The organism is Paraburkholderia mimosarum LMG 23256 = NBRC 106338, from assembly GCF_000739815.1.
GTDB classification, from domain to species: Bacteria; Pseudomonadota; Gammaproteobacteria; order Burkholderiales; family Burkholderiaceae; genus Paraburkholderia; species Paraburkholderia mimosarum.
In genome coordinates this window covers 302,845-325,721 of the sequence record NZ_BBJJ01000002.1, presented here as the reverse complement: position 1 = coordinate 325,721, position 22,877 = coordinate 302,845, and the positions used below count along the sequence as shown (strand labels likewise).

Sequence of the window (22,877 nt, the reverse complement as noted above, 5' to 3'; positions counted from 1 at the left end):
GTGGGCGCGCGCGCCGCGCCGCGCACCCTCTTCGACAGCACGCCGCTCGCGCGGATGCTCCCGCAAACGCTCAACTTCCACCGCATCGAGCAAATGCTCGACGAGCGGCTGCTCTTCGCGCTCGCCGTCACGGCGCTCAGCTATTCGTCGGGGCGGCACGTCACGTTCTACCAGGCCAGCGAGCCGATCACCGCGTGGCGGCGCGCGCAGCGCACGGCGCGCATGGTGGCGCTCACGCCCAGGCACCTGCTCGCTTCGGCGGCGATTCCGTACCTGTTCCCGGCGGTGCGCCTCGAACTCGACGGCCGCCACGAATATTTCGGCGACGGCTCGATCCGGCAGATCGCGCCGCTTTCACCCGCCATCCACTTCGGCGCGCAGCGCATCGTCGTGCTGGGCGCGGCCGCGCCGACACCGGAAGTGCCGCCCGCGCGCCCCGATATCGAGGCCTACCCGACGCTCGCGCAGATCGGCCAGCAGGTGCTCGCGAGCGTGTTCCTCGATTCGCTCGGCGCCGACATCGAGCGCGTCGAGCACGTGAACCGCATGGTGCTGCAGTTGCCGCACACGGTGGCGCCGGAAAGCGGCTGGCGGCATGTGGACGTGCTCGCGATTGCGCCGAGCGAGCGTATCGAGCTGATCGCCGCGCGCCACCTGGGACAGCTTCCGCGTTCGGTGCGCATGCTGTTGGGCGCCATGGGCGGCAACCGTGCGTCGGGTGCCGCGTTTGCGAGCTATTTGCTCTTCGAGCGGGACTTCACCAGCGAGCTAATCGAGCTTGGTTATCGCGATACGCTAGCCCAACGTGACGTTCTTTTGACTTGGCTCAAAGCTCCGGCGGACGGCCTGATCGACGATCTTGCGCTGCGGCGGAGCTGAAAGACCGGCATGCTATTATTGTGTAAGGTTTTTCCGGCCTTTTGTGGGAGTTGCGATGGCCTTGCGGCGCATCGCCGCAGTCGGGTTGCCACGACGCCTCGCGGGCCTCGCCGGTTGCACGGCGCGCTGCACCAAAAGCGCAGCAACGTCTGGCAGACAAGCGGTTATCGGTAGTGATCAGCGGTATCAGGCGGCCGGGTTCGAGGCACGGAGCAACTACCCAGAATCCACGACGGCGCCTTCCATCTTCCGGTTGGCTGGATTGTCGCAGGGCAACGCCCGGGCGTTCCCCATCGCGAGATCGCGTCCAGAGAGCCGGATACCGCGTAAAATTAAATGCTTTTGCCTGGACGGCCGCTTCTTGCGCGGCTCCCCGGCACGCTACGAATTCGTCATGCGCGCGTTGGCGCAGATCAGGGGCGGGACTATGAACACGATGCTTTATCCGGAACTTTACAAATCGCTCGAATCGGTCCGATGGGACATGGAAAAGGACATTCCCTGGGACAAGTTCGACGCGTCGCTCCTTACCGACGAGCAGGCCGCGACCATCAAGATGAACGCGATCACCGAGTGGTCCGCGTTGCCGGCCACCGAAATGTTTCTGCGCGACAACCATCACGACAGCGACTTTTCGGCGTTCATGAGCGTGTGGTTCTTCGAAGAGCAGAAGCATTCGCTCGTGCTCATGGAGTACCTGCGCCGCTTCAAGCCGGAAATGGTGCCGACCGAGGAAGAGCTGCACGCCGTGCGCTTCGAGTTCGATCCGGCGCCGCCGCTCGAAACGCTCATGCTGCACTTCTGCGGCGAAATCCGGCTGAACCACTGGTATCGCCGTGCCGCCGAATGGCACACGGAACCGGTCATCAAGGCGATCTACGAAACCATCTCGCGCGATGAAGCGCGCCATGGCGGCGCGTACCTGCGCTACATGAAGAAGGCGCTCAACAACTTCGGCGACGTCGCGCGCGCGGCGTTTGCGAAGATCGGCGTGCTCATGGCTTCGGCGCGCCGCACCGAAAAGCCGCTGCACCCGACGAACCTGCACGTGAACCAGGCGCTGTTCCCGCGCGACACCGTGCAGTCGCGCCTGCCCGATCCGGAATGGCTCGAGCGCTGGCTCGACGAGCAGATCCGTTTCGACGACGGCTGGGAAAAGAAGGTGGTCGAGCGTATTCTGCACAACCTCTCGATCCTGTTCGAGCGCACGTTCAGCACGGCGCAGGAACTGAACCGCTATCGCAAGGAAGTGGTGCAGCGCCTGCAGGCCGAGCAGGGCTCGCAGCAGCCGGCCTGACGCGCCTCTCGCGTGCGCACCCGCAGTGGCGCGCCGCGACCGGGACGGCCCGAAGCGCTACACGCGTGACGGGCCGTTTTCATTGGCGGCCCTCCTTCGTCCGGTCGGCGCCTGTTTTCTATCCGAGTCTCCTTCCATGCCCGCTTCCTTCGAACGCAAGATCACGACCCGCGAGGCGCTCGCGCAACTGCGCGCCTCGCTGCCCGGCCCCGTAGTGTTCACCAACGGCGTCTTCGACATCCTGCATCGCGGGCACGTCACCTATCTCGCCGATGCCAAGGCGCTGGGCGCCACGCTGATCGTCGGCGTGAACAGCGACGCCTCGGTGAGGATGCTCGGCAAGGGCGACGACCGACCCATCAACAACGAAAACGACCGCATGGCGCTGCTCGCTGCGCTGGAGAGCGTGGACTGGGTGGTGCAGTTCGGCGAGCGCACGCCCGTCGAACTGATCGAGGCCGTGCGCCCGGACGTTCTCGTGAAGGGCGGCGACTACGCCATGGACTCGCTGCCCGAGTCGGCGCTGGTGCGCGGCTGGGGCGGCCGCGCGCTCGCGATTCCTTTCGAGCACGACCGCTCGACCACCAAGCTGCTGCAGAAGGTGCGCGCGCAGGAAGGTTCGCAGTAGGTTCCGGCAGACGTCCGCGCGTTGCGGGCGGACGATGCGAACCGGCCGGAGGCCGGGCCGCCCGGGGCATGGGCGCGCCCGATCTCCGGCCGGTCGCGCTTGAGGGCCGCGCTTGAGGACGTTTGAGGACGTTGGAGGACGTTCGAGGACGGTAGGCGCGTGAGTTCGCGCTTACTGGGCGAGGTTCGACGCCTGCACGGCCGGGGCCGCCACCGGGCCGCCGACGGTTGGGACATCGGCCGATTCCGACGGCCGGATGGCCTTCACCGAGAGCCGCTCGGGGTGGATCTGGCGGTTCAGGTGCTGGGTTTCACGCGAGCCCGACGAGGGCGTGGGGCCGAACATGCCGGCAATGGCGGCAAAGGCCAGCCCGTTGGCGAGAATCAGAATGGCGATCAGCCAGCGCAGCATCGTGTGAAGCTCCTTCGAAGTCGTTCATTTCCAGAGGCCAGCCTTGAGACCCGGCGACAGCGGCATGCCCGTCAGGACTGCGCCGCGATGAGCGCGAGGCCCGCGAGCACCAGCGCATCGTGCCGAGTATGCGGCACCTTGAGGGCCGCCGTCACTTCCGCCGCCGCGCCGCCGCTCACCACGAGCCGCACCGGCATTTTCCACGCGTCCTGCAGATCGGCCCAGGCGCGCTCGATGAGCGCCGCCTGCGCGAGCGCGCAGCCCGCCGAGATCGAGCGCCGCGTATCGGTGGCGAAGGCGATGCCGGGATGCGGCGCGTCGGCTACGCCGCCGGCGACCACGGGCAGCTGCGCGGTGTGCTCGCCGAGCGAGCGCATCATCAGGGTGAAGCCCGGCGCGATCATGCCGCCGACGAACGTGCCGTCGGCACGCAGCGCTTCGAGCGTGGTGGCCGTGCCCAACGTCGCGATCAGCAGCGGCTCGCCCGGATACGCGGCGCGTGCACCGATCATGCCCGCCCAGCGGTCGCTGCCGAGCGCGTCGGGCGTGGCATAGCTGTTCGTCACGCCGCACTGCTGCGCGCAGGCCCGCACCACGGTGCGCGGGAGGCCCGGCCAATGTGCATCGATCAGCGTGCCGAGGCGTTCGCCGACCGACGCGCCAGCGACATTTGAAATCCATGCCCCGCCAGGGCGCGGCAGCGCGGACCATTCATCAGGGCCGGTTGCGGCGTCGGGTTGCCCGGCGTCCTCGTGCACGTGATCCATCGCGCCCGCATGCAGTCTGGACCCGTCCTGCGTGACGAGCGCCCATTTGATCCGGCTGTTGCCTGCATCGATCAGGAGGTGGGGGCCGCGACTCATGCACCGCCGTCCGCGAGGCGCAGCGACACGTCGCCGGTCGTGACGGTCTCGCGCCCGTTCGGCGTATCGACGAGCAGCTGGCCGCGCTCGTCCACGCCGGCCGCCGTGCCGCGCAGCAGTTCCTTGCCCTGTTCGTAGATGGCGACCTCGCGGCCCGCGTAGGCGTGGCAGGCGTTCCAGCGCGCCTGGAAGGGCGCGAAGCCCGCCGCGCCGAAGCGTTGCAGCGCGGCTTCGAGCGCGTTGAGTTCCGCCGCCAGTGTGTCGGTGAGATTGGCGTTCGGCCACGCGCGCGAGAGCGCCGTGGGCGTCGTGCCCGGCACGGCCGCCGCGCTGCCTGCCGCGGCGTTGAGCGCCTCGACCCTGGCCGCGAGCGCGTCTTCGCCGCGCACGTTCGTGCCGATGCCGATCACGACCGCCGTGGCGTCGGCGGTGCTCCAGGCCGTCTCCACGAGGATGCCCACCAGCTTGTCGCCTTCGAGCAGCACGTCGTTCGGCCACTTGAGCGCGATCTGCCCGGGTGCGGTCACGGGCAGCGTGCGCAGGCCGTCCACGAGCGCCGAGCCGACGGCGAGGCTCAGGCCCGCGAGACCTTCGATCGGGCGCGGCAGCACGCAGCCGATCGAGAACAGCAGCGCGTCGCCGGGCTGCGCAACCCATGTGCGCCCGCGCCGCCCGCGTCCCGCCGTTTGCAGGTAGGCCACTCTCACGATCGGGCGCGCGAGCGCGTCGGGTTTCTGCGGGAGCGCCTTCAGCCGCGCCATCAGATCGGCGTTGGTCGAGCCGGTCTCCTCGACGATCTCAATGGGCCAGTCGTGCGCGGCCGGGCCGAACAGCGTGATCGCGCGGTTGCGGTCGATGCGCCAGTCACCGGCGCTCGGAGTATCGGGGGTGGGGGGCGTCGCATTCATGTCTCATATTGTAGTGGGTGGGTGGGGGGCGGGCAGCAGCGCTTGCGGCGGGTTTGGGCCGCTCTCCGCAGTTCGAGATGCGTGCGGCTCGTCGCTCGTCCACAACAAACCCACAGGCCGCCCACAGCTTATCCACGTAATCATCCACAGGCTCGGCGGCCTGCTCTCGCAGCCGATTTCCGCGCAAATTGATTAATTTGCAGGCAATTCACAGCTCACCCACAGGCAATCCACAAGTTATCCAGAACGTTACCCACAGTTCGGCCGTCATTCCCTCTGTTGGCGTGCGCGCCCGGACCGACGAAACGGGGCGCGTTCGCTACAATGTTTGCTCACCCGTTCGTCGAGTCCTCGCCCTTGAATCAAGACACGCCGCCCGGCCTCGAAGTCTCCGCCGGCACCCGCGGAAAGACCGTGCGCCTGTCCGGCCAGTGGACGGCGCTCGCGCTCGCGCGCGACCGCGATCACGGCGGCGCGGCGGTGCGTCTTCGCGCGCTCGCGGACGAGCACGTCGGCGAATGGGATCTCTCGCGCGTGGAGCGAATGGACCACGTCGGCGGCCAGGCGCTCTGGAACATCTGGGGCCACAAGCTGCCCGTCGACCTCGTCGATCTCACGCAAACGCAGCGCGACATCTTCGAGCGCATCGCGCTGCTCGATTCCGTGCGCGAGCCTGTCGAGCGCATCGTGCGCGTCGATCCGGTCACGCAGCTCGGCCTCGGGATCTTCTCGTTCCTCGACCACCTGTACGGCGGCATCGCCATGTTCGGGCGCGTGATTCTCGATCTGCTGCTCGTGCTGCGCCGCCCGAAGCTCACGCCCTGGATCGAGATTTCCGCGAACGTTTACAACGCCGGCGCGCGCGCGCTGCCCATCACGGCGCTCGTTGCGTTCCTGATCGGTGTCGTGCTGTCGTATCTCTCCGCGCAGCAGTTGATGCTGTTCGGCGCGAACCAGTTCATCGTCAACATCCTGGGTCTTGCCGTGATTCGCGAACTGGGGCCCGTGCTTTCGGCGATTCTCGTGGCGGGGCGCTCGGGTTCGGCCATCACCGCGCAGATTGGCGTGATGCGCGTGACCGAGGAACTCGACGCCATGCGCGTGATGGGCATCTCGCACGGCCTGCGCCTCATCCTGCCGCGCGTGATCGCGCTCGGCGTCGCCATGCCGCTGCTCGTGATGTGGACCGACATCATTGCGTTGCTAGGCGGCGCAATCGCGGCGAAGATCGTGCTGGGCATCGACATTTCGTGGTTCTTCCGCTCGCTGCCCAGCGTCGTGCCGATCGCCAACCTCTGGATTGGCCTCGGCAAGGGCGTGGCGTTCGGCATGCTGGTGGCGATCGTGGGCTGTCACTTCGGCTTTCGCATCAAGGCGAACTCGCAGAGCCTGGGCGAAGGCACGACCACCTCGGTCGTCACGTCGATCACGATCGTGATCCTCGCCGACGCCGTGTTCGCGATCCTGTTCCAGAACGTGGGGCTGTCATGAGCACGATTACCGCGACGAAGACGACCGGCACGCTCACCACGCCGCTGCGGGAGGTCGTGCAGGACCTGCCGCTGCCCGCGATCGGCGAGCCGGTGATCGAGGTGCAAGACCTCACGAAGCGCTATGGGCGCAACATCATCCACCAGCATCTGAACCTCGAGGTCCGGCGCGGCGAGATCGTCACGCTGGTGGGCGGCTCGGGCTCGGGCAAGACCACGCTCGTGCGCCAGATCCTCGGGCTCGAGAAGCCGACCTCGGGCACCATCAAGATGTTCGGCGAGAACATCACGACCATCGACGCCGAGCGCGCGCGCCTCATGCGCACGCGCACCGGCATGCTGTTCCAGCAAGGCGCGCTGTTCTCGTCGCTCACCGTGTTCGACAACATCGCGCAGCCGGTGCGCGAGCTCGGCAAGGTGCCGGCCGGCCTGATGCGCGACATCGTGATGCTCAAGCTCGAAATGGTCGGGCTGCCGTGCAAGCACGCTTCGAAGATGCCCGCCGCGCTCTCGGGCGGCATGATCAAGCGTGTGGGCCTCGCTCGCGCGATCGTGCTGGAGCCGGAGCTGCTCTTTCTCGACGAGCCGACGGCCGGCCTCGACCCGCGCTCCTCCGACGAAGTGGTGGAACTCATCAGCACGCTGCACCGCGCGCTCGGACTCACCGTCGTGCTGGTCACGCACGACCTCGACGCCATGGTCGCGCTCTCCACGCGCGTGGCCGTGCTCGCCGAGCGCAAGGTGCTCGTGGCGGCGCCCGTGGAGGAGGCGGCGTGCGTCGATCATCCGTTCATCCGCGAATATTTTCTGGGCATGCGCGGGCGGCGTGCGCTCCAGGCGCTGCCGCCCGAGCGGCGCGCGAACCTGCCGCCGGCGGCGCTGGCCCCGGCCGCCGTGGGAATCAAGCCGTGCTAGGGCCCGCTTACGCCAACCCCTGGCGGCGCGCCACGGCCGCCAACGAAGGAATCTGACGATGGAAAACAAACCGCATGCGTTCTGGGCGGGCATGTTCACGATAGGCTTGCTGATCGTGGTGGGGCTGACCGTCGTGTTCTTCAGCGCCGACCGTGCGGTGCGCGTGCCGTACGACCTGATTTCGCGTTCGAGCGTGACGGGGCTGTCGCCGGACGCGGCGGTGCGCTATCGCGGCATCGACGTGGGCAAGGTGCAGTCGATCAAATTCGATGCGAAGCGGCCCGGCACGATCCGCATTCGCATCCTCGTCGACAAGAGGGCGCCGATGACGCGCTCCACCTTCGGCACGCTCCAGCTGCAGGGCGTGACGGGCATTGCCTTCGTGCAGCTCGACGACAACGGCCTCGACCTCTCGCCGCTGATTTCCTCGGAGGCGCACGTGGCGGAACTCCCGCTGCGCCCGGGCCTGCTCGACCAGCTCCAGCGCCGCGGCGACGCGCTCCTGCGCAAGCTCGACCGCATTGCCGGCGACATCGACGCGATGCTGTCCGAAGACAACCGCAAACAGGTGATGGCGGCCGTCAACAGCCTGCAGCAGGCCGCGAGCAGCGTGAACGGGCTTGCCCAGCAGCTCGAGCCCACCACGAAGCAGCTGCCGGGCGCGGTGACCGAGCTGCAGCGCACGCTGCACTCGACCAACGCGCTCGTGACGAGCATGAACCGCCCGGACGGGCCGTTCCAGACCAACCTGAACAAGGCCGGCACCGCGGCGGCCCAGGCCGGTGCGGCGCTCACCTCGATCGACGCCTCGATCGGGAATCTTTCGGCGCGCGTGGGTTACGACACACTGCCGCGCGTCGATTCGCTGACCGAAGACGTGCGCTCGGCCATGCGCTCCGTGGACCGCGCGGCAGACACGTTCAGCACGAACCCGCGCAGCGTGCTGTTCGGCGGCGCGGCGCAGCCCATGCCGGGGCCCGGCGAACCCGGCTTCACCTGGCCTGCCACCTCTGCGGCGAAGTAGGTCATCAGCAAAAAGAAGGAACCGCAATGCCACGGACATCACGCCTGCCACCATCGACGCAACGCGCCGCCCCGAGCGGCCGCGCCAGGCTTCAGGCCGCGCTGGGAGCGCTAGCGCTCGGCGCGTTCCTCGCCGGCTGCGCGGGCAACGCGGGCACGGTCGCCGACATTCGCTACGACCTCGGTCTGCAGTCGGCGCAGCGTGAGCAGGCGGCGCAGGGCGTGCCCGCTGCCCCCGCCGCTCCCGCCGCTTCGGGCGCGAAGCCGCCGCTGAAGGTGCTGGGTGTGATTGCGCCGCCGCCGCTCGACAACGACGGCATCCTCTACCGGATGAACTTCGACTCGCAGCGCATGGCGCGCTACGCGAACAGCCGTTGGACGATGTCGCCCGCGCGGCTGCTCACGGAGCGTCTGCGCACCTCGCTAGGCGCGCAGGCAACGGTGCTTTCGGGCTCCGACGCCGTGCAGGCGCCGCTGCTCAAGGTCGAGCTTTATGAGTTCGAGCAGGTGTTCGAGAGCCCGACCGAAAGCTCGGGCGTCCTGTCCGCCCGCGCGACGCTTCTGCAGGGCGGCAAGGTGCTGGCGCAGCGCTCGTTCGTCACGCGCGCCCCGGCGAGCACACCGGACGCAGCCGGCGGCGTGCGCGCGCTGCAGACGGCCAGCGACGATTTCGCGAACCAGCTGGGCGCGTGGTTGAGCGCGCAGTCGTTCGCGGGCACGCCTTGATGGCGGCACACCTGCGCCGCGCAAGGACGGCGCGCGGCGCGGCAACGGAGGGCAACGGCGGGGGCAACGGCGGGCAAGGCGGTGGGATAGCGGCATGATCGAAGCGGGACGGCTGAGGTTGCACGCACCGCACGGCGGACGGCACGGGATGGGCGGCGACGAGGGTGGCAAAAACGGCGGCGGTGAGCGCAGCGCGGGCGAAAGGCACGGCTCGACCTCGAGCGGCGGCTCGCGCGCACCGGACGCTGCGCATGCCGCCACGCCAGCGGGTTTCCCATCGTCGATTCCGCCGGGCGCTGCCCGTGAGCCAATCGCGAGCCAGGGCTCGACGCTCGCGCGCCAGGCGCTTGCGCTTTACGCGGCGCTGATCGTCTACGGCTCGTGGTATCCGTTCTCCGGGTGGCGCTCGCTCGGCCTCGGTCCCTTCGCCTACCTCGGCGATCCCTGGCCGCGCTATTGGACCGTATTCGACGTCGTCACCAACGTGCTTGGGTACATGCCGTTCGGCGCGCTCGTCGTGCTTGCCGCTTGGCCGCGCTGGCGCGGGCTTCTCGCGGTGCTGCTCGCCGCCGTTGCGGGCACGCTGCTCTCGGGCGTGATGGAGGCCGTGCAGACCTGGCTGCCCACGCGCGTCGCGTCCAACCTCGATCTCGCCTCCAACGCGCTCGGGGCGCTGGCGGGCGCGCTCGTCGCGGCGCCCGCCACCGGCGCGCTGCTCGAGCGCGGCTTTCTGCGCCGGCTGCGCTTTCGCTGGTTCGAGCGCGATGCGCCCGTGCTGATGGTGCTGGCGGCGCTCTGGCCGTTCGCGACGATGTACCCCACGCCTCGCCTGTTCGGCCTCGGGGAGTGGCCGCGCGCGCTGTGGCAGCGCCTCGACGGCTCGATGCAGGACGCCGTGCTCGCGTGGACGCCGGCCGCCTGGCATCTGCGCTCGCTGCCCGACATGCTCGCGGCGTGCTTGCCCGACAGCGGCTGGGAGGCGATCGTCGCGACGCTCAACCTCTTCGGCGCGGCGGCGTTCGCCACGCTGCCCATGCGTTCGCGGGCGCCGCGCGCGCGACTCGTGATGGTGCTCATTGCGGCCACGCTCATCGTCAAGGTCGGCGCTACCTTCCTGCAATCGCAAAGCGGGCTCATCTTCGACTGGGCGACGCCAGGGGCGCTCGCCGGGCTGGTGTTCGGGACGCTGCTCGCGATCCTCGGCTTGCGCCTGCCGCGCGCCGCGCGCGCCGCGGCAGCGACGCTCGCGCTCGCCGTCGCCCTCGTCCTCGTGAACGTATTGCCCGTGAACCCGTATTTCGACGTCGTGCTCGCGGACTGGCGCCAGGGCCGCTATCTGCACTTCAACGGGCTCGCGCGCTGGCTGGCGTGGACCTGGCCCTGGGCCGCGCTCGCATGGACCGCGTTCTCGCTCGAACGCGCGTGGCTCATCCGGCGCGCGCGCAAGGCCGCGAAGGGCGCCCGCAAGGGCGCATGAGTTCCCATTAGCCCCTGTCGGCGCGCGCGACGCCGGCCTGGGCGTGCCGGAGCATTCCGGCCGCGCTCGTTATAATCGAGCGCATCGCCGCGCAGCCGCGCTCGCGGCCATCGCCATGCCAACGCACTGTCTCAGGGCGGCCGCTCACTTTCAGGGAGCCGGCCTTCGCTGCACGACACTCACCGGTACCCCATGTCATGACCGATTCGTTCTACAAGTACCACGTCTTTTTCTGCCTGAACCAGCGCGAGCCCGGCGCGGACCGCCCGAGCTGCGCGAACTGCAACGCGCAGGCCATGCAGGAATACGCGAAAAAGCGCGTGAAGCAGCTTGGCCTCGCCGGGCCGGGCCAGGTGCGCATCAACAAGGCGGGCTGCCTCGACCGCTGCGAGGAAGGCCCGACCGTCGTCGTGTACCCGGAAGGCACGTGGTACACCTACGTCGACGAGAGCGACATCGACGAAATCGTGGTCTCGCATCTGCAGAACGGCCAGGTGGTCGAGCGCCTGAAAATCGACCGCTGATGCCCCTGAAAGCACGACCCGCAAGGACTGCCGAACGATGAACGCCCAGACACAAAAATTCCAGATCGACGGTCCCGTCGGCAAGATCGAATGCGCGCTCGACGTGCCCGAGGCCGGCACGACGCCGCGCGGCATCGCGCTCGTCGCGCATCCGCACCCGCTCTTTGGCGGCACGATGGACAACAAGGTCGCACAAACGCTCGCGCGCACGCTCGTGCAGCTCGGCTACACGACCTACCGTTCCAACTTTCGCGGTGTCGGCGAAACGGCGGGCACGCACGACAACGGCATCGGCGAACAGGACGACCTGCTCGCGCTGATCGCGTACATGCGCGCGCAAGTGGAACAGGCGGGCCAGGCGCACGCGCCGCTCGTGCTTGCCGGCTTTTCGTTCGGCACCTTCGTGCTCTCGCACGTCGCGAAGCGCTACCTCGAAACGGGCGGCGCGATCGAGCGCATGGTGTTCGTCGGCACCGCGGCGAGCCGCTGGGAAGTCGCGCCCGTGCGCGAGGACACGCTCGTGATTCACGGCGAACTCGACGAGACCGTGCCGATTCTCTCGGTATACGAATGGGCGCGTCCGCAGGAGCTGCCCATCGTCGTCATTCCGGGGGCAGAGCATTTCCTGCATCGCAAGCTGCACATTCTCAAGCGCATCATCGTGGACGCCTGGCGCTGAGGCCTGCTCCTCGCCCCGAAATCACGCCGGATCACGCAATTCAGGGTCGCAATGCAAGCGGTTCGTCATCGCCCGTATGCCGGCGAAATGCGTGAAAAATGCACGACAGGTACGCGCAAACGTGTGACATCGCGAAAATTCGCCACGAAGCGACGCGTATAATGTTCGCCAATTTTGTGCTTGCTGCGGTGCGCCATCCGCGCCGCGCGGCACGAGCTTTCCGGCTTTCACCGACCGTGCGCCGCATGGCGCGCTACGTTCATCCCGTCCCCATTCAGCCCGACCTGAACCTATGCGTTTTCTCTCCTCCGGCCAGCCGTCTTCTTTCGTTTCCCCTTCCCTCGTCCGCAACGCCACGCTCGCAGCGCTCCTGCCCGCCACGCTGCTCGCCAGCGCGAGCGCGTTCGCGCAGGTGCCGCCGCCCGCGGTGAACGCGCGTTCGTGGGTGCTCGTCGACGCCACCGCGAACCAGGTGCTCGCCGCCGGCAACGCCGATGAGCGCGTCGAGCCCGCGTCGCTCACGAAGCTCATGACCGCGTACCTCGTGTTCGAGGCGCTGCAGACGAAAAAGATCACGATGGATCAGATCGTCACGCCGAGCGAAGCCGTACGCCGCGTGACGAACGCCGAATCGCGCATGTTCATCGAAGCGAACAAGCCGGTGTCGGTGCATGACCTCGTGTACGGCATGATCGTGCAGTCGGGCAACGACGCCGCCATCGCGCTCGCCGAACTCGTGGGCGGCAGCGAGTCGAACTTCGTCACGTTGATGAACGCCGAGGCGCAGAAGCTCGGCATGGCGCACACGCACTTCGCCGACGTGAACGGCATGCCCGACCCGCAGCACTACACGACGGCCGGCGACCTCGCCACGCTCTCCGCGCGCCTGATCCGCGACTTTCCCGAGTACTACGGCATCTTCTCGGTCAAGGAGTTCAAGTACAACAACATCAAGCAGCCGAACCGCAACCGCCTGCTGTGGATCGACCCGACCGTCGACGGTCTCAAGACCGGCCACACCCAGGCGGCGGGTTACTGCCTGATCGCATCGGCCAAGCGTCCGATGATGGGCGGCAGCGACCGCCGTCTCGTCTCCGTGATGATGGGCGAGCAGAAGGAGCACGACCGCGTTCAGGACAGCATGAAGATGCTGAACTACGGCTATAGCGCGTACGACACGACACGCATCTATCAGGCGAACCAGGCCGTTGCCACGCCGCGCGTCTACAAGGGCACGCTCGGCGCCGTGAAGGTCGGCGTGCAGAAGGACCAGTTCGTGACGCTGCCCAAGGGCGCGGCCGACAAGGCGAAGCCGCAGGTCGAACTCAACAGCCCGCTGATCGCGCCGCTCACGGTCGGTCAGCAGGTCGGCACCGCGAAGTTCGTCGGCGCGGACGGCAAGGTGCTCGCGCAGATTCCGCTCGTCGCGCTCGAAGCGGTGCCGCAGGCCGGCATCGTCGGCCGCGTGTGGGATTCGTTGATGCTCATGGTCAACAAGAAGAAGGGATGACCGGCATTGCCGAGCCGCTCGTCTGGCTCAACGGCGAGCTCACGCCGCTGTCCGAAGCGCGGATTCCCGTGCTCGATCGCGGCTTCCTCTTCGGGGACGGCATCTACGAGGTCGTGCCCGTTTATGTGCTCGCCGTTGGCGAAGGCGAGGGCGAAGGCGGCGTGCGCGTGCCGTTTCGCATCGGGCAGCATCTGGCGCGGCTCGCGCGCTCGCTCGAGAAAGTCGGCATGGCGAATCCGTTCGACGAAGCGGGCTGGCGCGCGCTGATCGCGCGTCTCATCGAGGCGAACGAAGCGGCGGGCGCGCTTGCGCGCGATGGGCACGCCAACGTCTACATGCAGGTCACGCGCGGCGTCGCGCCGCGCGCCCATGCGTTCCCGGCGGCGGCCACGCCCACCGTGTTCGCGATGGTCAACCCGCTCAAGCTGCCCGCGAACGCGCAGCGCGAGCGCGGCGTGCGCTGCGTCACCGCTGAGGACAAGCGCTGGCTCAACTGCGACATCAAGTCGACCTCGCTGCTCGGCAACGTGCTGATGGCGCAGCACGCGGCGGAAAACGATGCGTTCGAGACGATCCAGCTGCGCGACGGCTGGCTGACCGAGGCGTCTTCGTCGAACGTGTGGGTCGTGAAGGACGGCGTGCTCTTCGCGCCGCCGCGCAGCAACCGCATTCTCGAAGGCATCCGCTACGGCCTGATCGAGGAGCTGGCCGAAGCATGCGGCGTGCGCTTCGAAGCGCGTGAGGTCGCCGAGGCCGAACTGCGCGAAGCGGACGAGATTCTCTTGACGTCCGCGACGAAGGAAGTGCTGGCGGTCGTCTCGCTCGACGGCAAGCCCGTAGGCGACGGCAAGCCGGGCCCGGTCTACGCCGCGCTCTATGCGGCATACCAGCGCGAGAAGCAACGCGAAGCGCAGTCGCAGTTACAGGCACAGGCGCTGCACACAACCGCCGCCGAGCTACAGGAAGTGGAGAAATGAATATGGCCCAGACAGGCAACCCCGAGGCGAAAGAATCGCTGATCGAATTTCCGTGCGACTTTCCCATCAAGGTGATGGGCAAGACGCATCCGGAATTCCAGGACACCATCGTGACCGTGCTGCGCGAGTTCGACGGCGCCTTCGACGCGACGACGATCGAGTCGCGCCCGTCGAGCGGCGGCAACTACACGGGCCTTACCGTGACGGTGCGCGCGACGAGCCAGGCGCATCTCGACGACATCTATCGCGCGCTCACCGGGCATCCGATGGTGAAGATCGTGCTGTAAGCGGCCGCGCTTCGCTGGCTGCGATTCAAACGACAAGGGCCGCCATGAGCGGCCCTTGTCACGTCCACGTCTGCGGTTTTCAGGGCACGTCGCCCGCGCGCGCGCGTTGCGCCGCCGCGGCGGCCGTGATGAGCGGGCCCGCCTCGCAGGCGTCCTCGTAGAGCCGCCGAAAGCGTGCGACCTCGTCGAACACCCAGTCGCGGAAGGCTTGCACGCGCTCGGTCTGCATGCGCTGCGGCGGGCAGATGAAGTAGTAGCGCCACGGGCTCGGGCCGTCGATGTCCTTGAAGAGGCGCACGAGGCGCCCGAGCGTGATCTCGTGCATGGCCAGCGAGCGGCGCACCAGCGCGATGCCCTGGCCGTCCATGGCCGCCTGGAGCAGGTTCGACGAGTCCTGGTAGAGCACGCCGCGCTTCGGTTCGGGCAGATCCGCGAGGCCCGCCGCGTCGAACCACGGTCGCCAGAGTTCGTCGTCGGAGCGCAGGAGCGGCAGGCTCGCCAGTTCGTGCGGGTCGACGGGCAGCTTGCCGCCGTTGAAATCGGGCGAGCAGGCGGGAAAGAAGATCTCGTCGAGCAGCAGTTCGGCGTGCAGCCCCGGATAGTGGCCGTAGCCGAAGCGGATGGCCACATCGACGTCGTCGCGCGCGAAGTCGGTGAGCGAATTCGTCGATTGCAGCTCGACGTCCCACTGCGGATGCGCTTCGATGAAACGGCCGATGCGCGGCGTGACCCAGCGCGCGGCGAACGACGACAGCATCGAAACGACGAGCCGCCGGTCGCGGTCGCCGGCGCGGATCTCCTGGGTGGCGTGCGCGAGCTGGCTCAGCGCATCGCGCACCTGGCCCGCGTAGCGGCGGCCGATGTCGGTCACGCGCACGCGCTTGCCGTCGCGCGCGAAGAGCGCTACGCCCAGTTCGGCTTCGAGCGCGCGGATCTGGTGACTCACGGCGCCGTGCGTGACGAAGAGTTCGTCGGCAGCACGCGAGAAGCTTTCGTGGCGGGCGGCGGCTTCGAAGGCCTTGAGCGCATTGAGCGCAGGTAACTGGCGCAGATCCATATCGTATTTTTTCTCACATAGCCGTGAAAATTGATCGTTTGGCTCTAGCCCTTATGGTACGTACGATTGTAGCCATGAGAGCAGGTCGTTCGGAGGCGAAAATGAGAGAAATTTCTTCGGATATCACGTTTGAAGTGGCGGCTGATCACATGGCTTCGGTGCGCGTGACGCGCAGCACGCGTCTGACCGTGCGGTGCGGCACCGTATGGGTCACGCGCAGCGACGACACCGCCGATTACTGGCTCGAGCCCGGCCATACGCTGCGGCTGCGGCGCGGCGAGCGGCTGTGGATCGGCGCGGAAGGCAACGCCCCCGCGTGGGTTGCGTTCGCCGCGCCTGCGCGTGTGAGCGAGCGCCTGGTCGATTGGGCAGCGCGCGCCGCACAACGCGCGGGCGTTCATATCGGCGACGGCTGGCGCACCGTTTGAGGACGTAGCGGACCGTTTCAAAATCGCGGCGGCGGGAAGGCAACCCGCCGCCGCCGTTATCCGCAGCATGCCCGGCGCGCTTGTCCCGAATTCGGTAAACTCGCGAGATCATGTGCGCCACGCTAGTTTCACCCTCGCAAAGTCCTTCCGACCCCGGCATGCCCGCGGCCGCTCCTCAAACGCCACTTTCCCCCATCGTCGTGCGCTGGCGCGGCAACGAGGCTTATCAAGCGAGCTTCGACGCCATGCGCGAGTTCACGGCCGCCCGCGACGCCGGAACGCCCGACGAAATCTGGCTCGTCGAGCATCCGCCCGTCTTTACGTTGGGTCAGGCAGGCAAGCCCGAGCACCTGCTCGTGGCCAACAGCGGCATTCCGCTCGTGCAGATCGATCGAGGTGGGCAGATCACATATCACGGGCCGGGCCAGGTGGTGGCCTACCTGCTGCTCGATCTGCGGCGCCGCAAGCTCATGGTGCGCGAGCTCGTCACGCTCATCGAGGACGCCGTGATCGAAACCCTGGCGGCGTATAATCTCGCGGGCGAGCGCAAGGCGGGCGCGCCCGGCATTTACGTGCCGCAAGACGCCAGCGGCGCGAGCGCCGCGCATAAGGGCGCGAAAGTCGCCGCCCTCGGGCTGAAGATTCGCAACGGCTGCAGCTATCACGGCGTGAGCCTGAACGTGTCGATGGATCTGAGCCCATTTCTCGCGATCAATCCGTGCGGATATGCCGGGCTCGAAACCGTCGACATGGCCACGCTCGGTGTAGCGGCGAGCTGGCGCGATGTGGCCGCGACGCTGGCGGCGCGGCTGGAAGCGAATCTCGCGGCGCACGCAGCAACAATTCGTTTGGTAGCCGAAGCGGCTGCCGCAGACCCTTCAGACGGAGCGGCCGGGGCGACCCCCGACGCAGGTGCGGCTGAAAACGAAGCGGCCGCTTGCGCGGCCGCGATGCAACCGGCCGTATCGGCCGTCTCCGGCGGGGAACCGCCGCAACCGCAGGCTGGCGTTGCACCGGCGGCCTGACTGGATCGAAAGCATGACTGACATCACTGCGAACCCCGCTGGCACCAACGCCGACGCCGTTCCCTACGACGCCACCGCAAAGCAGAAGGCGCAGGCCAAGACCTCGCGCATTCCCATCAAGGTCGTTCCCATCGAGAAGCTCAAGAAGCCCGAGTGGATCCGCGTGAAGGCGGCCACGGGCAACTCGCGCTTCTACGAAATCAAGAACATCCTGCGCGAGCACAACCTGCACACCGTGTGCGAGGAAGCGAGCTGCCCGAACATCGGCGAGTGCTTCGGCAAGGGCACCGCGACGTTCATGATCATGGGCGACAAGTGCACGCGCCGCTGCCCGTTCTGCGACGTCGGCCACGGCCGCCCCGATCCGCTCGACGCCGACGAACCGGCCAACCTCGCGCGCACCATCGGCGCGCTCAAGCTCAAGTACGTGGTGATCACGAGCGTGGACCGCGACGACCTGCGTGACGGCGGCGCCGGTCACTTCGTGGAGTGCATCCGCCAGGTGCGCGAGCAGTCGCCGCAAACGCGTATCGAGATTCTCACGCCCGACTTCCGCGGCCGACTCGACCGCGCGCTGGAGATCCTCAACGCGGCGCCGCCCGACGTGATGAACCACAACCTCGAAACGGTGCCGCGTCTCTACAAGGAAGCGCGCCCGGGTTCGGACTACGCGCACTCGCTCAAGCTGCTCAAGGACTTCAAGGCGCTGCATCCCGAAGTCGCGACGAAGTCGGGCCTGATGGTGGGCCTCGGCGAAACCGAAGAGGAAATTCTTCAGGTGATGCGCGACCTGCGCGCGCACGACGTCGACATGCTGACGATCGGCCAGTACCTCCAGCCTTCGGAGCACCACCTGCCGGTGCGTGCGTACGTGCATCCCGACACGTTCAAGATGTACGAGGAAGAGGCGTACAAGATGGGCTTCACGCACGCGGCCGTCGGCGCGATGGTGCGTTCGAGCTATCACGCCGATGTGCAGGCGCATGGGGCGGGGGTGGTTTAAGCCACGCGCGTTCTTGCACGCATGCAACGAGGAGCCCGCTGAAAAGCGGGCTTTTTCGTTTGTGCGCTGGCACCCGGATAGCAGGGCCCACGTATCGATCGCACGATCCACTCCCGCACGAAAAGCAATGCTCCAGCGGCGTCATTAGCTAACGCGGATAAATTAGAACCGCGCGCCGCGAGACTCCCTATAGTCGGAACCTTCCTTCACTCGAACGTCGTTCCGCCGGAGTCTCTCGATGAACCTTCGCGTTCCCACCTCGCCGCGTTCCGCCGCCTTTGGCGGCGATGCACTCAAGCACCGTCCCCGTTTGCTGGCTTTTGCATTCGCCGCCGCCTGCTTCGCCGCCGTGTTCGGCGCACCGCACGCACATGCGCAAACGCACGAGGTCGTGATTGCGTATCAGGACATGGTGGTGCCGTGGCGCTACGCGCAGGCAACGGGCGAAGTCGAGAAGGAGACGGGCTACAAGGTCACCTACCGCAAGCTCGCTAGCGGCGCCGACGTGATCCGCGCACTCGCCTCGGGTTCCGTGCAGCTCGGCGAGGCCGGCTCGAGCCCGATCGCGGCGGGGCTCTCGCAAGGCGTGGACCTTTCGCTCTTCTGGATTCTCGACAACATCAACGACGCCGAAGCGCTCGTCGCGCGCGACGGCTCGGGCGTCACGAGCATCGCGGGTCTCAAGGGCAAGACGATCGGCGTGCCGTACGTCTCGACCTCGCACTTTCACGCGCTCGTCGCGCTGCAGAACGCGGGCGTGAATCCCGCCGACGTTAAGATCGTCAATCTGCGTCCGCCCGAAGTCGCGGCCGCCTGGCAGCGCGGCAACATCGACGCCACGTACATCTGGGATCCCGTGCTCGCGCAGGTCAAGAAGAACGGCAAGGTGCTCATCACGTCGGGCCAGGTGGCGAAGGCCACGGGCAAGGCGACGTTCGACGGCTTCGTGGTCGACCGACGCTTCGCGAAAGACAACGGCGATTTCGTCGCGAAGTTCGTGAAGGTGCTCGCCGCTGCCGATGCCGATTACATCGCGCATCGCACCGCCTGGAATGCCGCCTCGCCGCAGGTGCAGGCCGTCGCGAAGGAGTCCGGAGCGAACGCCGCCGAAGTCCCGGCGAGCCTCGCGCTCTACGCGTTCCCCACGCCCGCCGAGCAGGCCTCGAAGCAATGGCTGGGCGGCGGCGCGCAATCGGGGGCGGCGCAGTCGCTGCTCGCCACGGCGACCTTCCTCAAGCAGCAGGGCACGATCCAGAATGTGCTGCCCGACTACTCGGTGGGCGTCGATCCGCAGTACGTGCAGCGCGTCGCCGCGCACTGAGCGCACTGAGCGCACTGACAAAAGGGGGGCTGGCATGAGCGCGCTCGCGATCCGCGATCTCACCGTCGTCTACGAAGGCGCGCGCCGCGACGCCGCGCCCAACGTGGCGCTCGCGGACGTGAACCTCGAAGTGGCGAGCGGCGAGTTCGTCGTGGCGCTCGGCGCCTCGGGCTGCGGCAAGACCACGCTGCTCAACTGCATCGCGGGCTTTATCGAGCCCGCACAGGGCGAGGTGCGCGTGAACGGCGCGCGCGTGGAGGGGCCGGGCGCGGAGCGCGGCGTGGTGTTCCAGAAGCATGCGCTGCTGCCGTGGCTCGACGTGCTGGAGAACGTCGCGCTTGGCTTGCGTTTTCGGCGTGTGCCGAAGGCCGAAAGGGAGCGCATCGCGCGCGAGCAGCTTGCGCTCGTGGGTCTCGAGGCGCAGGCGCGCGAGCGCGTGTACGCGCTCTCGGGCGGCATGCAGCAGCGTGTGGGTATTGCGCGCGCGCTCGCGAGCGACCCCCAGATCCTGCTGATGGACGAGCCGATGGGCGCGCTCGACGCCATGACGCGCGAGCAGGTGCAGACGCTCGTGCTCGACGTCTGGGCGCGCACGCAGAAGACGGTGTTCTTCATCACGCACAGCGTGGAGGAAGCGCTCTTTCTGGCGACGCGCATCGTCGTCATGACGCCGGGGCCGGGCCGCATCGAGCGCGAGTACGAAGTGCCGTTCGCGCGGCAGTATCTCGCGACGCGCGATGCGCGCGCCGTGAAGTCGTCGCCGGAATTCATCGCGTGGCGCGAGCGGCTGGTGGACTTGCTGCACGCCGATGCGGAGGCAGCATGAGCGTGCCGCAGGAATCGTTGAGAGACGTCGCGCCTGAGGCACCGCGCGCAGCGCGCCGAACCGACGATGCGCGCGCCGCGCAAATGCCGCGCTCGACAGTCTGGCGCATGCCGGGTGAAGGCCCGACGGCGGCGCTGAGCGCGGCCTCGGTCGCGGCGCTTGCGCTGCTCTGGTGGCTCGCCACGCATCTGCACTGGCTGCCGCCGCTCTTCCTGCCGACACCCGAAGCCGTCTGGCAAGCTTTCACCGACGCCTGGCATGGCCGCATTCAGGGCGGACTGCCGCTCTCCGAGCACCTGCTCTGGAGCGCGCTGCGCGTGTTCGGCGCGTTCCTGCTCGCCGTGGTGACGGCCGTTCCCGTCGGCATTCTGATGAGTGTGTCGCGCATCGCGCGCGGCCTGCTCGATCCGCCACTCGAGTTCTACCGGCCGCTGCCGCCGCTCGCCTACCTGCCGCTCGTGGTGATCTGGTTCGGCATCGACGAGACCGCGAAGATCGTCGTGATCTGGCTCGCCTGCTTTGCGCCCATTGCGATGGCGGCGCGCGCCGGCGCAAGGAGCGCGAGCGTCGAGCAGATCCGCGCGGCGGCGTCGCTCGGCGGCGGCTTCGCGCAGATCGTGCGCTTCGTCGTGCTGCCCGCCGCGCTGCCGGAGATCCTCACGGGCCTGCGCATCGCCATCGGCTTTGGCTGGACCACGCTCGTGGCTGCCGAAATGGTCGCCGCCACGGCGGGCCTGGGCCAGATGGTGCTCAACGCGTCGAGCTTCCTGCGCACCGACGTCGTGGTCATGGGCATCGTACTGATCGGGTTGATCGCCTGGGGCTTCGACCTGGGCATGCGCGCGCTCGAGAAGCGGCTCGTGCCGTGGAAGGGGCGCGGCTGACGCCCGGCTGATCCTTACGGAAAGCCATACGCCCCCGGGGTGGATTTCCGGAAATCCATAAGGGCGCCCGCGCGCGACCACAAAAAATCCTTATAAATCAAGGCCGCGCCTGCGGGCGCGCGCTGGCATCGACCTTGCTAATAGATATGCGCGGCCAACCCCGGCCGCGACAAAAAAAAGAATCAAGGAGACAGCCGATGTCCGATCCCATCTTCCGGTTTCGCTGATCCCCCGTTTCGACCTGTCGCGGCATGGCGCTCGAAAGTGCGCGGCCATTGGCTTAACTCATTCGCAGGAACCATCGTGAAGAAACCTCTCCACAAAGTCCTCTACGTCCAGGTGATCGTGGCGATCGTCATCGGCGTGATCCTCGGTCATTACTGGCCCGCCCTCGGCATCGACATGAAGCCGCTCGGCGACGCCTTCATCAAGCTCATCAAGATGGTGATCGGGCCGATCATCTTCTGTACCGTCGTGACCGGGATCGCCGGCATGGAGGACATGAAGAAGGTGGGCCGCGTGGGCGGCAAGGCGCTGCTCTACTTCGAGATCGTCTCGACCTTCGCGCTGGTGCTCGGCCTCATCGCCACGCACGTGCTCAAGCCGGGCGCGGGCTTCAACGTCGACGTCCACACGCTCGACGCCAAGGCCGTGGCGAGCTACGCCGAGAAGGCGCACGGCCAGAGCACCGTCGACTTCTTCATGCACATCATTCCCGACACGATCACGTCGGCGTTCGCGCAGGGTGAAATTCTGCAGATCCTGCTGATCGCGCTGCTGTTCGGCGCCGTGCTCACGCAACTGGGCGAGCGCGGCCGCGTGGTGACGGAGTTCATCGACGGCGTGTCGCGCGTGCTGTTCGGCGTCGTGAAGATCGTCACGAAGCTCGCACCGATCGGCGCGTTCGGCGCGATGGCGTTCACCATCGGCAAGTACGGCGTCGGCTCGCTGATTCCGATGCTCAAGCTGATCGGCACGTTCTATCTCACGTCGATCGTGTTCGTGCTCGTCGTGCTCGGCGCGATCGCGCGCTTCACGGGCTTCTCGATCATCCGCTTCGTTGCCTATATCAAGGAAGAGCTGCTGATCGTGCTCGGCACGAGCTCATCGGAATCGGCGCTGCCGCAACTGATGCAGAAGCTCGAGCGCCTTGGCTGCTCGCGCTCGGTGGTGGGCCTCGTGGTGCCGACCGGCTATTCGTTCAACCTCGACGGCACCAACATCTACATGACGATGGCGGTGCTCTTCATCGCCCAGGCGACCAACACCGACCTCACGTGGACGCAGCAGCTCACGCTGCTCGCGGTGACGATGCTCACCTCGAAGGGCGCGAGCGGCGTGACCGGCGCGGGCTTCATCACGCTCGCGGCAACGCTTGCCGTCGTGCCGACCATTCCGCTCTCGGGGATGGTGCTGATTCTCGGCATCGACCGCTTCATGAGCGAGTGCCGCGCGCTGACCAACATCGTCGGCAACGGCGTGGCGACGGTCGTGGTCTCGGCGTGGGAGAAGGAGCTCGACCGCAGCAAGCTGCGCGCCGTGCTCTCCGGCGATGTGGAACAAGTGAAGGAAAGCGCAGGCGCATAAGCCGCGCTGGGCGGAGCGCGCTGCCGATGGCGCGCCTTGCCCGCCTTGCGGGGGTGCGCTCAAGCCAGGGAGGCGCGCGCCGCCCGACGATGTTTCGATGTGTCTTTCGCGGCTCGGGCCGCTGGGCGGCGCGCCGTTTCCCCTGCGTCCGC

Annotated in this window: 24 protein-coding genes; 20 read left to right on the top strand and 4 right to left on the bottom strand. The window is 67.6% G+C overall.

Annotation, left to right across the window (positions count from 1 at the left end; translation table 11 throughout):
* The 3 genes from BMI01S_RS41835 to rfaE2 all read left to right on the top strand — a co-directional run.
* Positions 1 to 879, top strand: an 879-nt coding sequence (locus tag BMI01S_RS41835; RefSeq protein ID WP_042288270.1) for a patatin-like phospholipase family protein, incomplete at its 5' end; no start/stop codon positions are given.
* A 427-nt stretch (positions 880 to 1,306) separates the two neighbouring features.
* A complete protein-coding gene (locus tag BMI01S_RS03550) occupies positions 1,307 to 2,176 on the top strand; it encodes a ferritin family protein (protein ID WP_028209261.1) in 870 nt (289 codons plus the stop codon).
* Between the two features lie 136 nt (positions 2,177 to 2,312).
* The gene (gene rfaE2, locus BMI01S_RS03545) at positions 2,313 to 2,804 is read left to right on the top strand and encodes a D-glycero-beta-D-manno-heptose 1-phosphate adenylyltransferase (protein WP_028229982.1); all 492 of its coding nucleotides are present in this window, start codon (positions 2,313 to 2,315) and stop codon (positions 2,802 to 2,804) included.
* A 171-nt stretch (positions 2,805 to 2,975) separates the two neighbouring features.
* Here the strand turns inward: rfaE2 and BMI01S_RS03540 are convergent, their stop codons facing one another.
* From BMI01S_RS03540 to BMI01S_RS03530, 3 genes are all read right to left on the bottom strand, one after another.
* Positions 2,976 to 3,215, bottom strand: a complete 240-nt coding sequence (locus BMI01S_RS03540; protein ID WP_028209263.1) for a hypothetical protein — start codon at positions 3,213 to 3,215, stop codon at positions 2,976 to 2,978.
* Positions 3,216 to 3,286: 71 nt separating this feature from the next.
* Positions 3,287 to 4,078, bottom strand: a complete 792-nt coding sequence (locus BMI01S_RS03535; protein WP_028209264.1) for a type III pantothenate kinase — start codon at positions 4,076 to 4,078, stop codon at positions 3,287 to 3,289.
* The gene (locus BMI01S_RS03530) at positions 4,075 to 4,986 is read right to left on the bottom strand and encodes a biotin--[acetyl-CoA-carboxylase] ligase (RefSeq protein ID WP_028229983.1); all 912 of its coding nucleotides are present in this window, start codon (positions 4,984 to 4,986) and stop codon (positions 4,075 to 4,077) included. The genes BMI01S_RS03535 and BMI01S_RS03530 overlap by 4 nt, the downstream gene beginning before the upstream one ends.
* Before the next feature lie 357 nt (positions 4,987 to 5,343).
* Here BMI01S_RS03530 and BMI01S_RS03525 point away from each other — a divergent pair, with 357 nt between their 5' ends.
* From BMI01S_RS03525 to BMI01S_RS03475, 10 genes are all read left to right on the top strand, one after another.
* Positions 5,344 to 6,477, top strand: a complete 1,134-nt coding sequence (locus tag BMI01S_RS03525) for an MlaE family ABC transporter permease (RefSeq protein WP_028229984.1) — start codon at positions 5,344 to 5,346, stop codon at positions 6,475 to 6,477.
* Entirely contained in the window at positions 6,474 to 7,391 is a 918-nt protein-coding gene (locus BMI01S_RS03520) for an ABC transporter ATP-binding protein (RefSeq protein WP_042288267.1), read from the top strand. Before BMI01S_RS03525 ends, BMI01S_RS03520 begins: the two co-directional genes overlap by 4 nt.
* A 58-nt stretch (positions 7,392 to 7,449) precedes the next feature.
* The gene (locus BMI01S_RS03515; protein ID WP_028209268.1) at positions 7,450 to 8,415 is read left to right on the top strand and encodes an MlaD family protein; all 966 of its coding nucleotides are present in this window, start codon (positions 7,450 to 7,452) and stop codon (positions 8,413 to 8,415) included.
* Positions 8,416 to 8,441: 26 nt separating this feature from the next.
* Positions 8,442 to 9,140, top strand: coding sequence for an ABC-type transport auxiliary lipoprotein family protein (locus BMI01S_RS03510; protein ID WP_081723306.1), 699 nt, complete (start codon positions 8,442 to 8,444; stop codon positions 9,138 to 9,140).
* Positions 9,141 to 9,234: 94 nt separating this feature from the next.
* The gene (locus BMI01S_RS03505; RefSeq protein WP_244145282.1) at positions 9,235 to 10,617 is read left to right on the top strand and encodes a VanZ family protein; all 1,383 of its coding nucleotides are present in this window, start codon (positions 9,235 to 9,237) and stop codon (positions 10,615 to 10,617) included.
* 197 nt (positions 10,618 to 10,814) lie between these two features.
* Positions 10,815 to 11,141, top strand: a complete 327-nt coding sequence (locus BMI01S_RS03495; protein ID WP_028209271.1) for a (2Fe-2S) ferredoxin domain-containing protein — start codon at positions 10,815 to 10,817, stop codon at positions 11,139 to 11,141.
* 37 nt (positions 11,142 to 11,178) lie between these two features.
* Positions 11,179 to 11,820, top strand: a complete 642-nt coding sequence (locus BMI01S_RS03490) for an alpha/beta hydrolase (RefSeq protein WP_028229988.1) — start codon at positions 11,179 to 11,181, stop codon at positions 11,818 to 11,820.
* Positions 11,821 to 12,112: 292 nt separating this feature from the next.
* Positions 12,113 to 13,330 (top strand): D-alanyl-D-alanine carboxypeptidase family protein, encoded by a 1,218-nt coding sequence (locus BMI01S_RS03485; protein WP_028229989.1) that lies wholly within the window; start codon positions 12,113 to 12,115, stop codon positions 13,328 to 13,330.
* The gene (locus BMI01S_RS03480) at positions 13,327 to 14,307 is read left to right on the top strand and encodes a D-amino acid aminotransferase (RefSeq protein WP_042288264.1); all 981 of its coding nucleotides are present in this window, start codon (positions 13,327 to 13,329) and stop codon (positions 14,305 to 14,307) included. The genes BMI01S_RS03485 and BMI01S_RS03480 overlap by 4 nt, the downstream gene beginning before the upstream one ends.
* A 2-nt stretch (positions 14,308 to 14,309) precedes the next feature.
* Positions 14,310 to 14,594, top strand: coding sequence for a DUF493 family protein (locus tag BMI01S_RS03475; RefSeq protein WP_028209274.1), 285 nt, complete (start codon positions 14,310 to 14,312; stop codon positions 14,592 to 14,594).
* Positions 14,595 to 14,673: 79 nt separating this feature from the next.
* On the opposite strand, the gene BMI01S_RS03470 is transcribed toward BMI01S_RS03475, so the two are convergent.
* The gene (locus tag BMI01S_RS03470) at positions 14,674 to 15,651 is read right to left on the bottom strand and encodes a transcriptional regulator GcvA (RefSeq protein WP_028229990.1); all 978 of its coding nucleotides are present in this window, start codon (positions 15,649 to 15,651) and stop codon (positions 14,674 to 14,676) included.
* Positions 15,652 to 15,752: 101 nt separating this feature from the next.
* Between BMI01S_RS03470 and BMI01S_RS03465 the strand changes: the two genes are divergently transcribed.
* The 7 genes from BMI01S_RS03465 (at position 15,753) to BMI01S_RS03435 (ending at position 22,725) form a co-directional block, all read left to right on the top strand.
* Positions 15,753 to 16,079 (top strand): DUF2917 domain-containing protein, encoded by a 327-nt coding sequence (locus tag BMI01S_RS03465; protein WP_028209276.1) that lies wholly within the window; start codon positions 15,753 to 15,755, stop codon positions 16,077 to 16,079.
* 110 nt (positions 16,080 to 16,189) lie between these two features.
* Entirely contained in the window at positions 16,190 to 17,104 is a 915-nt protein-coding gene (gene lipB / locus BMI01S_RS03460) for a lipoyl(octanoyl) transferase LipB (RefSeq protein ID WP_154671135.1), read from the top strand.
* Between the two features lie 13 nt (positions 17,105 to 17,117).
* Positions 17,118 to 18,107, top strand: coding sequence for a lipoyl synthase (gene lipA / locus BMI01S_RS03455; protein ID WP_028209277.1), 990 nt, complete (start codon positions 17,118 to 17,120; stop codon positions 18,105 to 18,107).
* Positions 18,108 to 18,345: 238 nt separating this feature from the next.
* On the top strand, positions 18,346 to 19,428 hold the full coding sequence (gene tauA, locus BMI01S_RS03450; protein ID WP_081723309.1) for a taurine ABC transporter substrate-binding protein: 1,083 nt from the start codon (positions 18,346 to 18,348) through the stop codon (positions 19,426 to 19,428).
* A gap of 34 nt (positions 19,429 to 19,462) precedes the next feature.
* The gene (locus BMI01S_RS03445; RefSeq protein WP_028229992.1) at positions 19,463 to 20,254 is read left to right on the top strand and encodes a taurine ABC transporter ATP-binding protein; all 792 of its coding nucleotides are present in this window, start codon (positions 19,463 to 19,465) and stop codon (positions 20,252 to 20,254) included.
* On the top strand, positions 20,251 to 21,138 hold the full coding sequence (locus BMI01S_RS03440) for an ABC transporter permease subunit (RefSeq protein WP_028229993.1): 888 nt from the start codon (positions 20,251 to 20,253) through the stop codon (positions 21,136 to 21,138). The genes BMI01S_RS03445 and BMI01S_RS03440 overlap by 4 nt, the downstream gene beginning before the upstream one ends.
* 300 nt (positions 21,139 to 21,438) lie before the next feature.
* Positions 21,439 to 22,725, top strand: a complete 1,287-nt coding sequence (locus BMI01S_RS03435; protein WP_081715790.1) for a dicarboxylate/amino acid:cation symporter — start codon at positions 21,439 to 21,441, stop codon at positions 22,723 to 22,725.
* Positions 22,726 to 22,877 lie beyond the last annotated feature (152 nt).

Bases quoted from the DNA above. Each gene is read 5' to 3' on its own strand.
- BMI01S_RS03550 (WP_028209261.1), top strand. From the start codon at position 1,307: ATGAACACGATGCTTTATCCGGAACTTTACAAATCGCTCGAATCGGTC.
- rfaE2 (WP_028229982.1), top strand. From the start codon at position 2,313: ATGCCCGCTTCCTTCGAACGCAAGATCACGACCCGCGAGGCGCTCGCG.
- BMI01S_RS03540 (WP_028209263.1), bottom strand. From the start codon at position 3,215: ATGCTGCGCTGGCTGATCGCCATTCTGATTCTCGCCAACGGGCTGGCC.
- BMI01S_RS03535 (WP_028209264.1), bottom strand. From the start codon at position 4,078: ATGAGTCGCGGCCCCCACCTCCTGATCGATGCAGGCAACAGCCGGATC.
- BMI01S_RS03530 (WP_028229983.1), bottom strand. From the start codon at position 4,986: ATGAATGCGACGCCCCCCACCCCCGATACTCCGAGCGCCGGTGACTGG.
- BMI01S_RS03520 (WP_042288267.1), top strand. From the start codon at position 6,474: ATGAGCACGATTACCGCGACGAAGACGACCGGCACGCTCACCACGCCG.
- BMI01S_RS03515 (WP_028209268.1), top strand. From the start codon at position 7,450: ATGGAAAACAAACCGCATGCGTTCTGGGCGGGCATGTTCACGATAGGC.
- BMI01S_RS03510 (WP_081723306.1), top strand. From the start codon at position 8,442: ATGCCACGGACATCACGCCTGCCACCATCGACGCAACGCGCCGCCCCG.
- BMI01S_RS03505 (WP_244145282.1), top strand. From the start codon at position 9,235: ATGATCGAAGCGGGACGGCTGAGGTTGCACGCACCGCACGGCGGACGG.
- BMI01S_RS03495 (WP_028209271.1), top strand. From the start codon at position 10,815: ATGACCGATTCGTTCTACAAGTACCACGTCTTTTTCTGCCTGAACCAG.
- BMI01S_RS03490 (WP_028229988.1), top strand. From the start codon at position 11,179: ATGAACGCCCAGACACAAAAATTCCAGATCGACGGTCCCGTCGGCAAG.
- BMI01S_RS03485 (WP_028229989.1), top strand. From the start codon at position 12,113: ATGCGTTTTCTCTCCTCCGGCCAGCCGTCTTCTTTCGTTTCCCCTTCC.
- BMI01S_RS03480 (WP_042288264.1), top strand. From the start codon at position 13,327: ATGACCGGCATTGCCGAGCCGCTCGTCTGGCTCAACGGCGAGCTCACG.
- BMI01S_RS03475 (WP_028209274.1), top strand. From the start codon at position 14,310: ATGGCCCAGACAGGCAACCCCGAGGCGAAAGAATCGCTGATCGAATTT.
- BMI01S_RS03470 (WP_028229990.1), bottom strand. From the start codon at position 15,651: ATGGATCTGCGCCAGTTACCTGCGCTCAATGCGCTCAAGGCCTTCGAA.
- BMI01S_RS03465 (WP_028209276.1), top strand. From the start codon at position 15,753: ATGAGAGAAATTTCTTCGGATATCACGTTTGAAGTGGCGGCTGATCAC.
- lipB (WP_154671135.1), top strand. From the start codon at position 16,190: ATGTGCGCCACGCTAGTTTCACCCTCGCAAAGTCCTTCCGACCCCGGC.
- lipA (WP_028209277.1), top strand. From the start codon at position 17,118: ATGACTGACATCACTGCGAACCCCGCTGGCACCAACGCCGACGCCGTT.
- tauA (WP_081723309.1), top strand. From the start codon at position 18,346: ATGAACCTTCGCGTTCCCACCTCGCCGCGTTCCGCCGCCTTTGGCGGC.
- BMI01S_RS03445 (WP_028229992.1), top strand. From the start codon at position 19,463: ATGAGCGCGCTCGCGATCCGCGATCTCACCGTCGTCTACGAAGGCGCG.
- BMI01S_RS03440 (WP_028229993.1), top strand. From the start codon at position 20,251: ATGAGCGTGCCGCAGGAATCGTTGAGAGACGTCGCGCCTGAGGCACCG.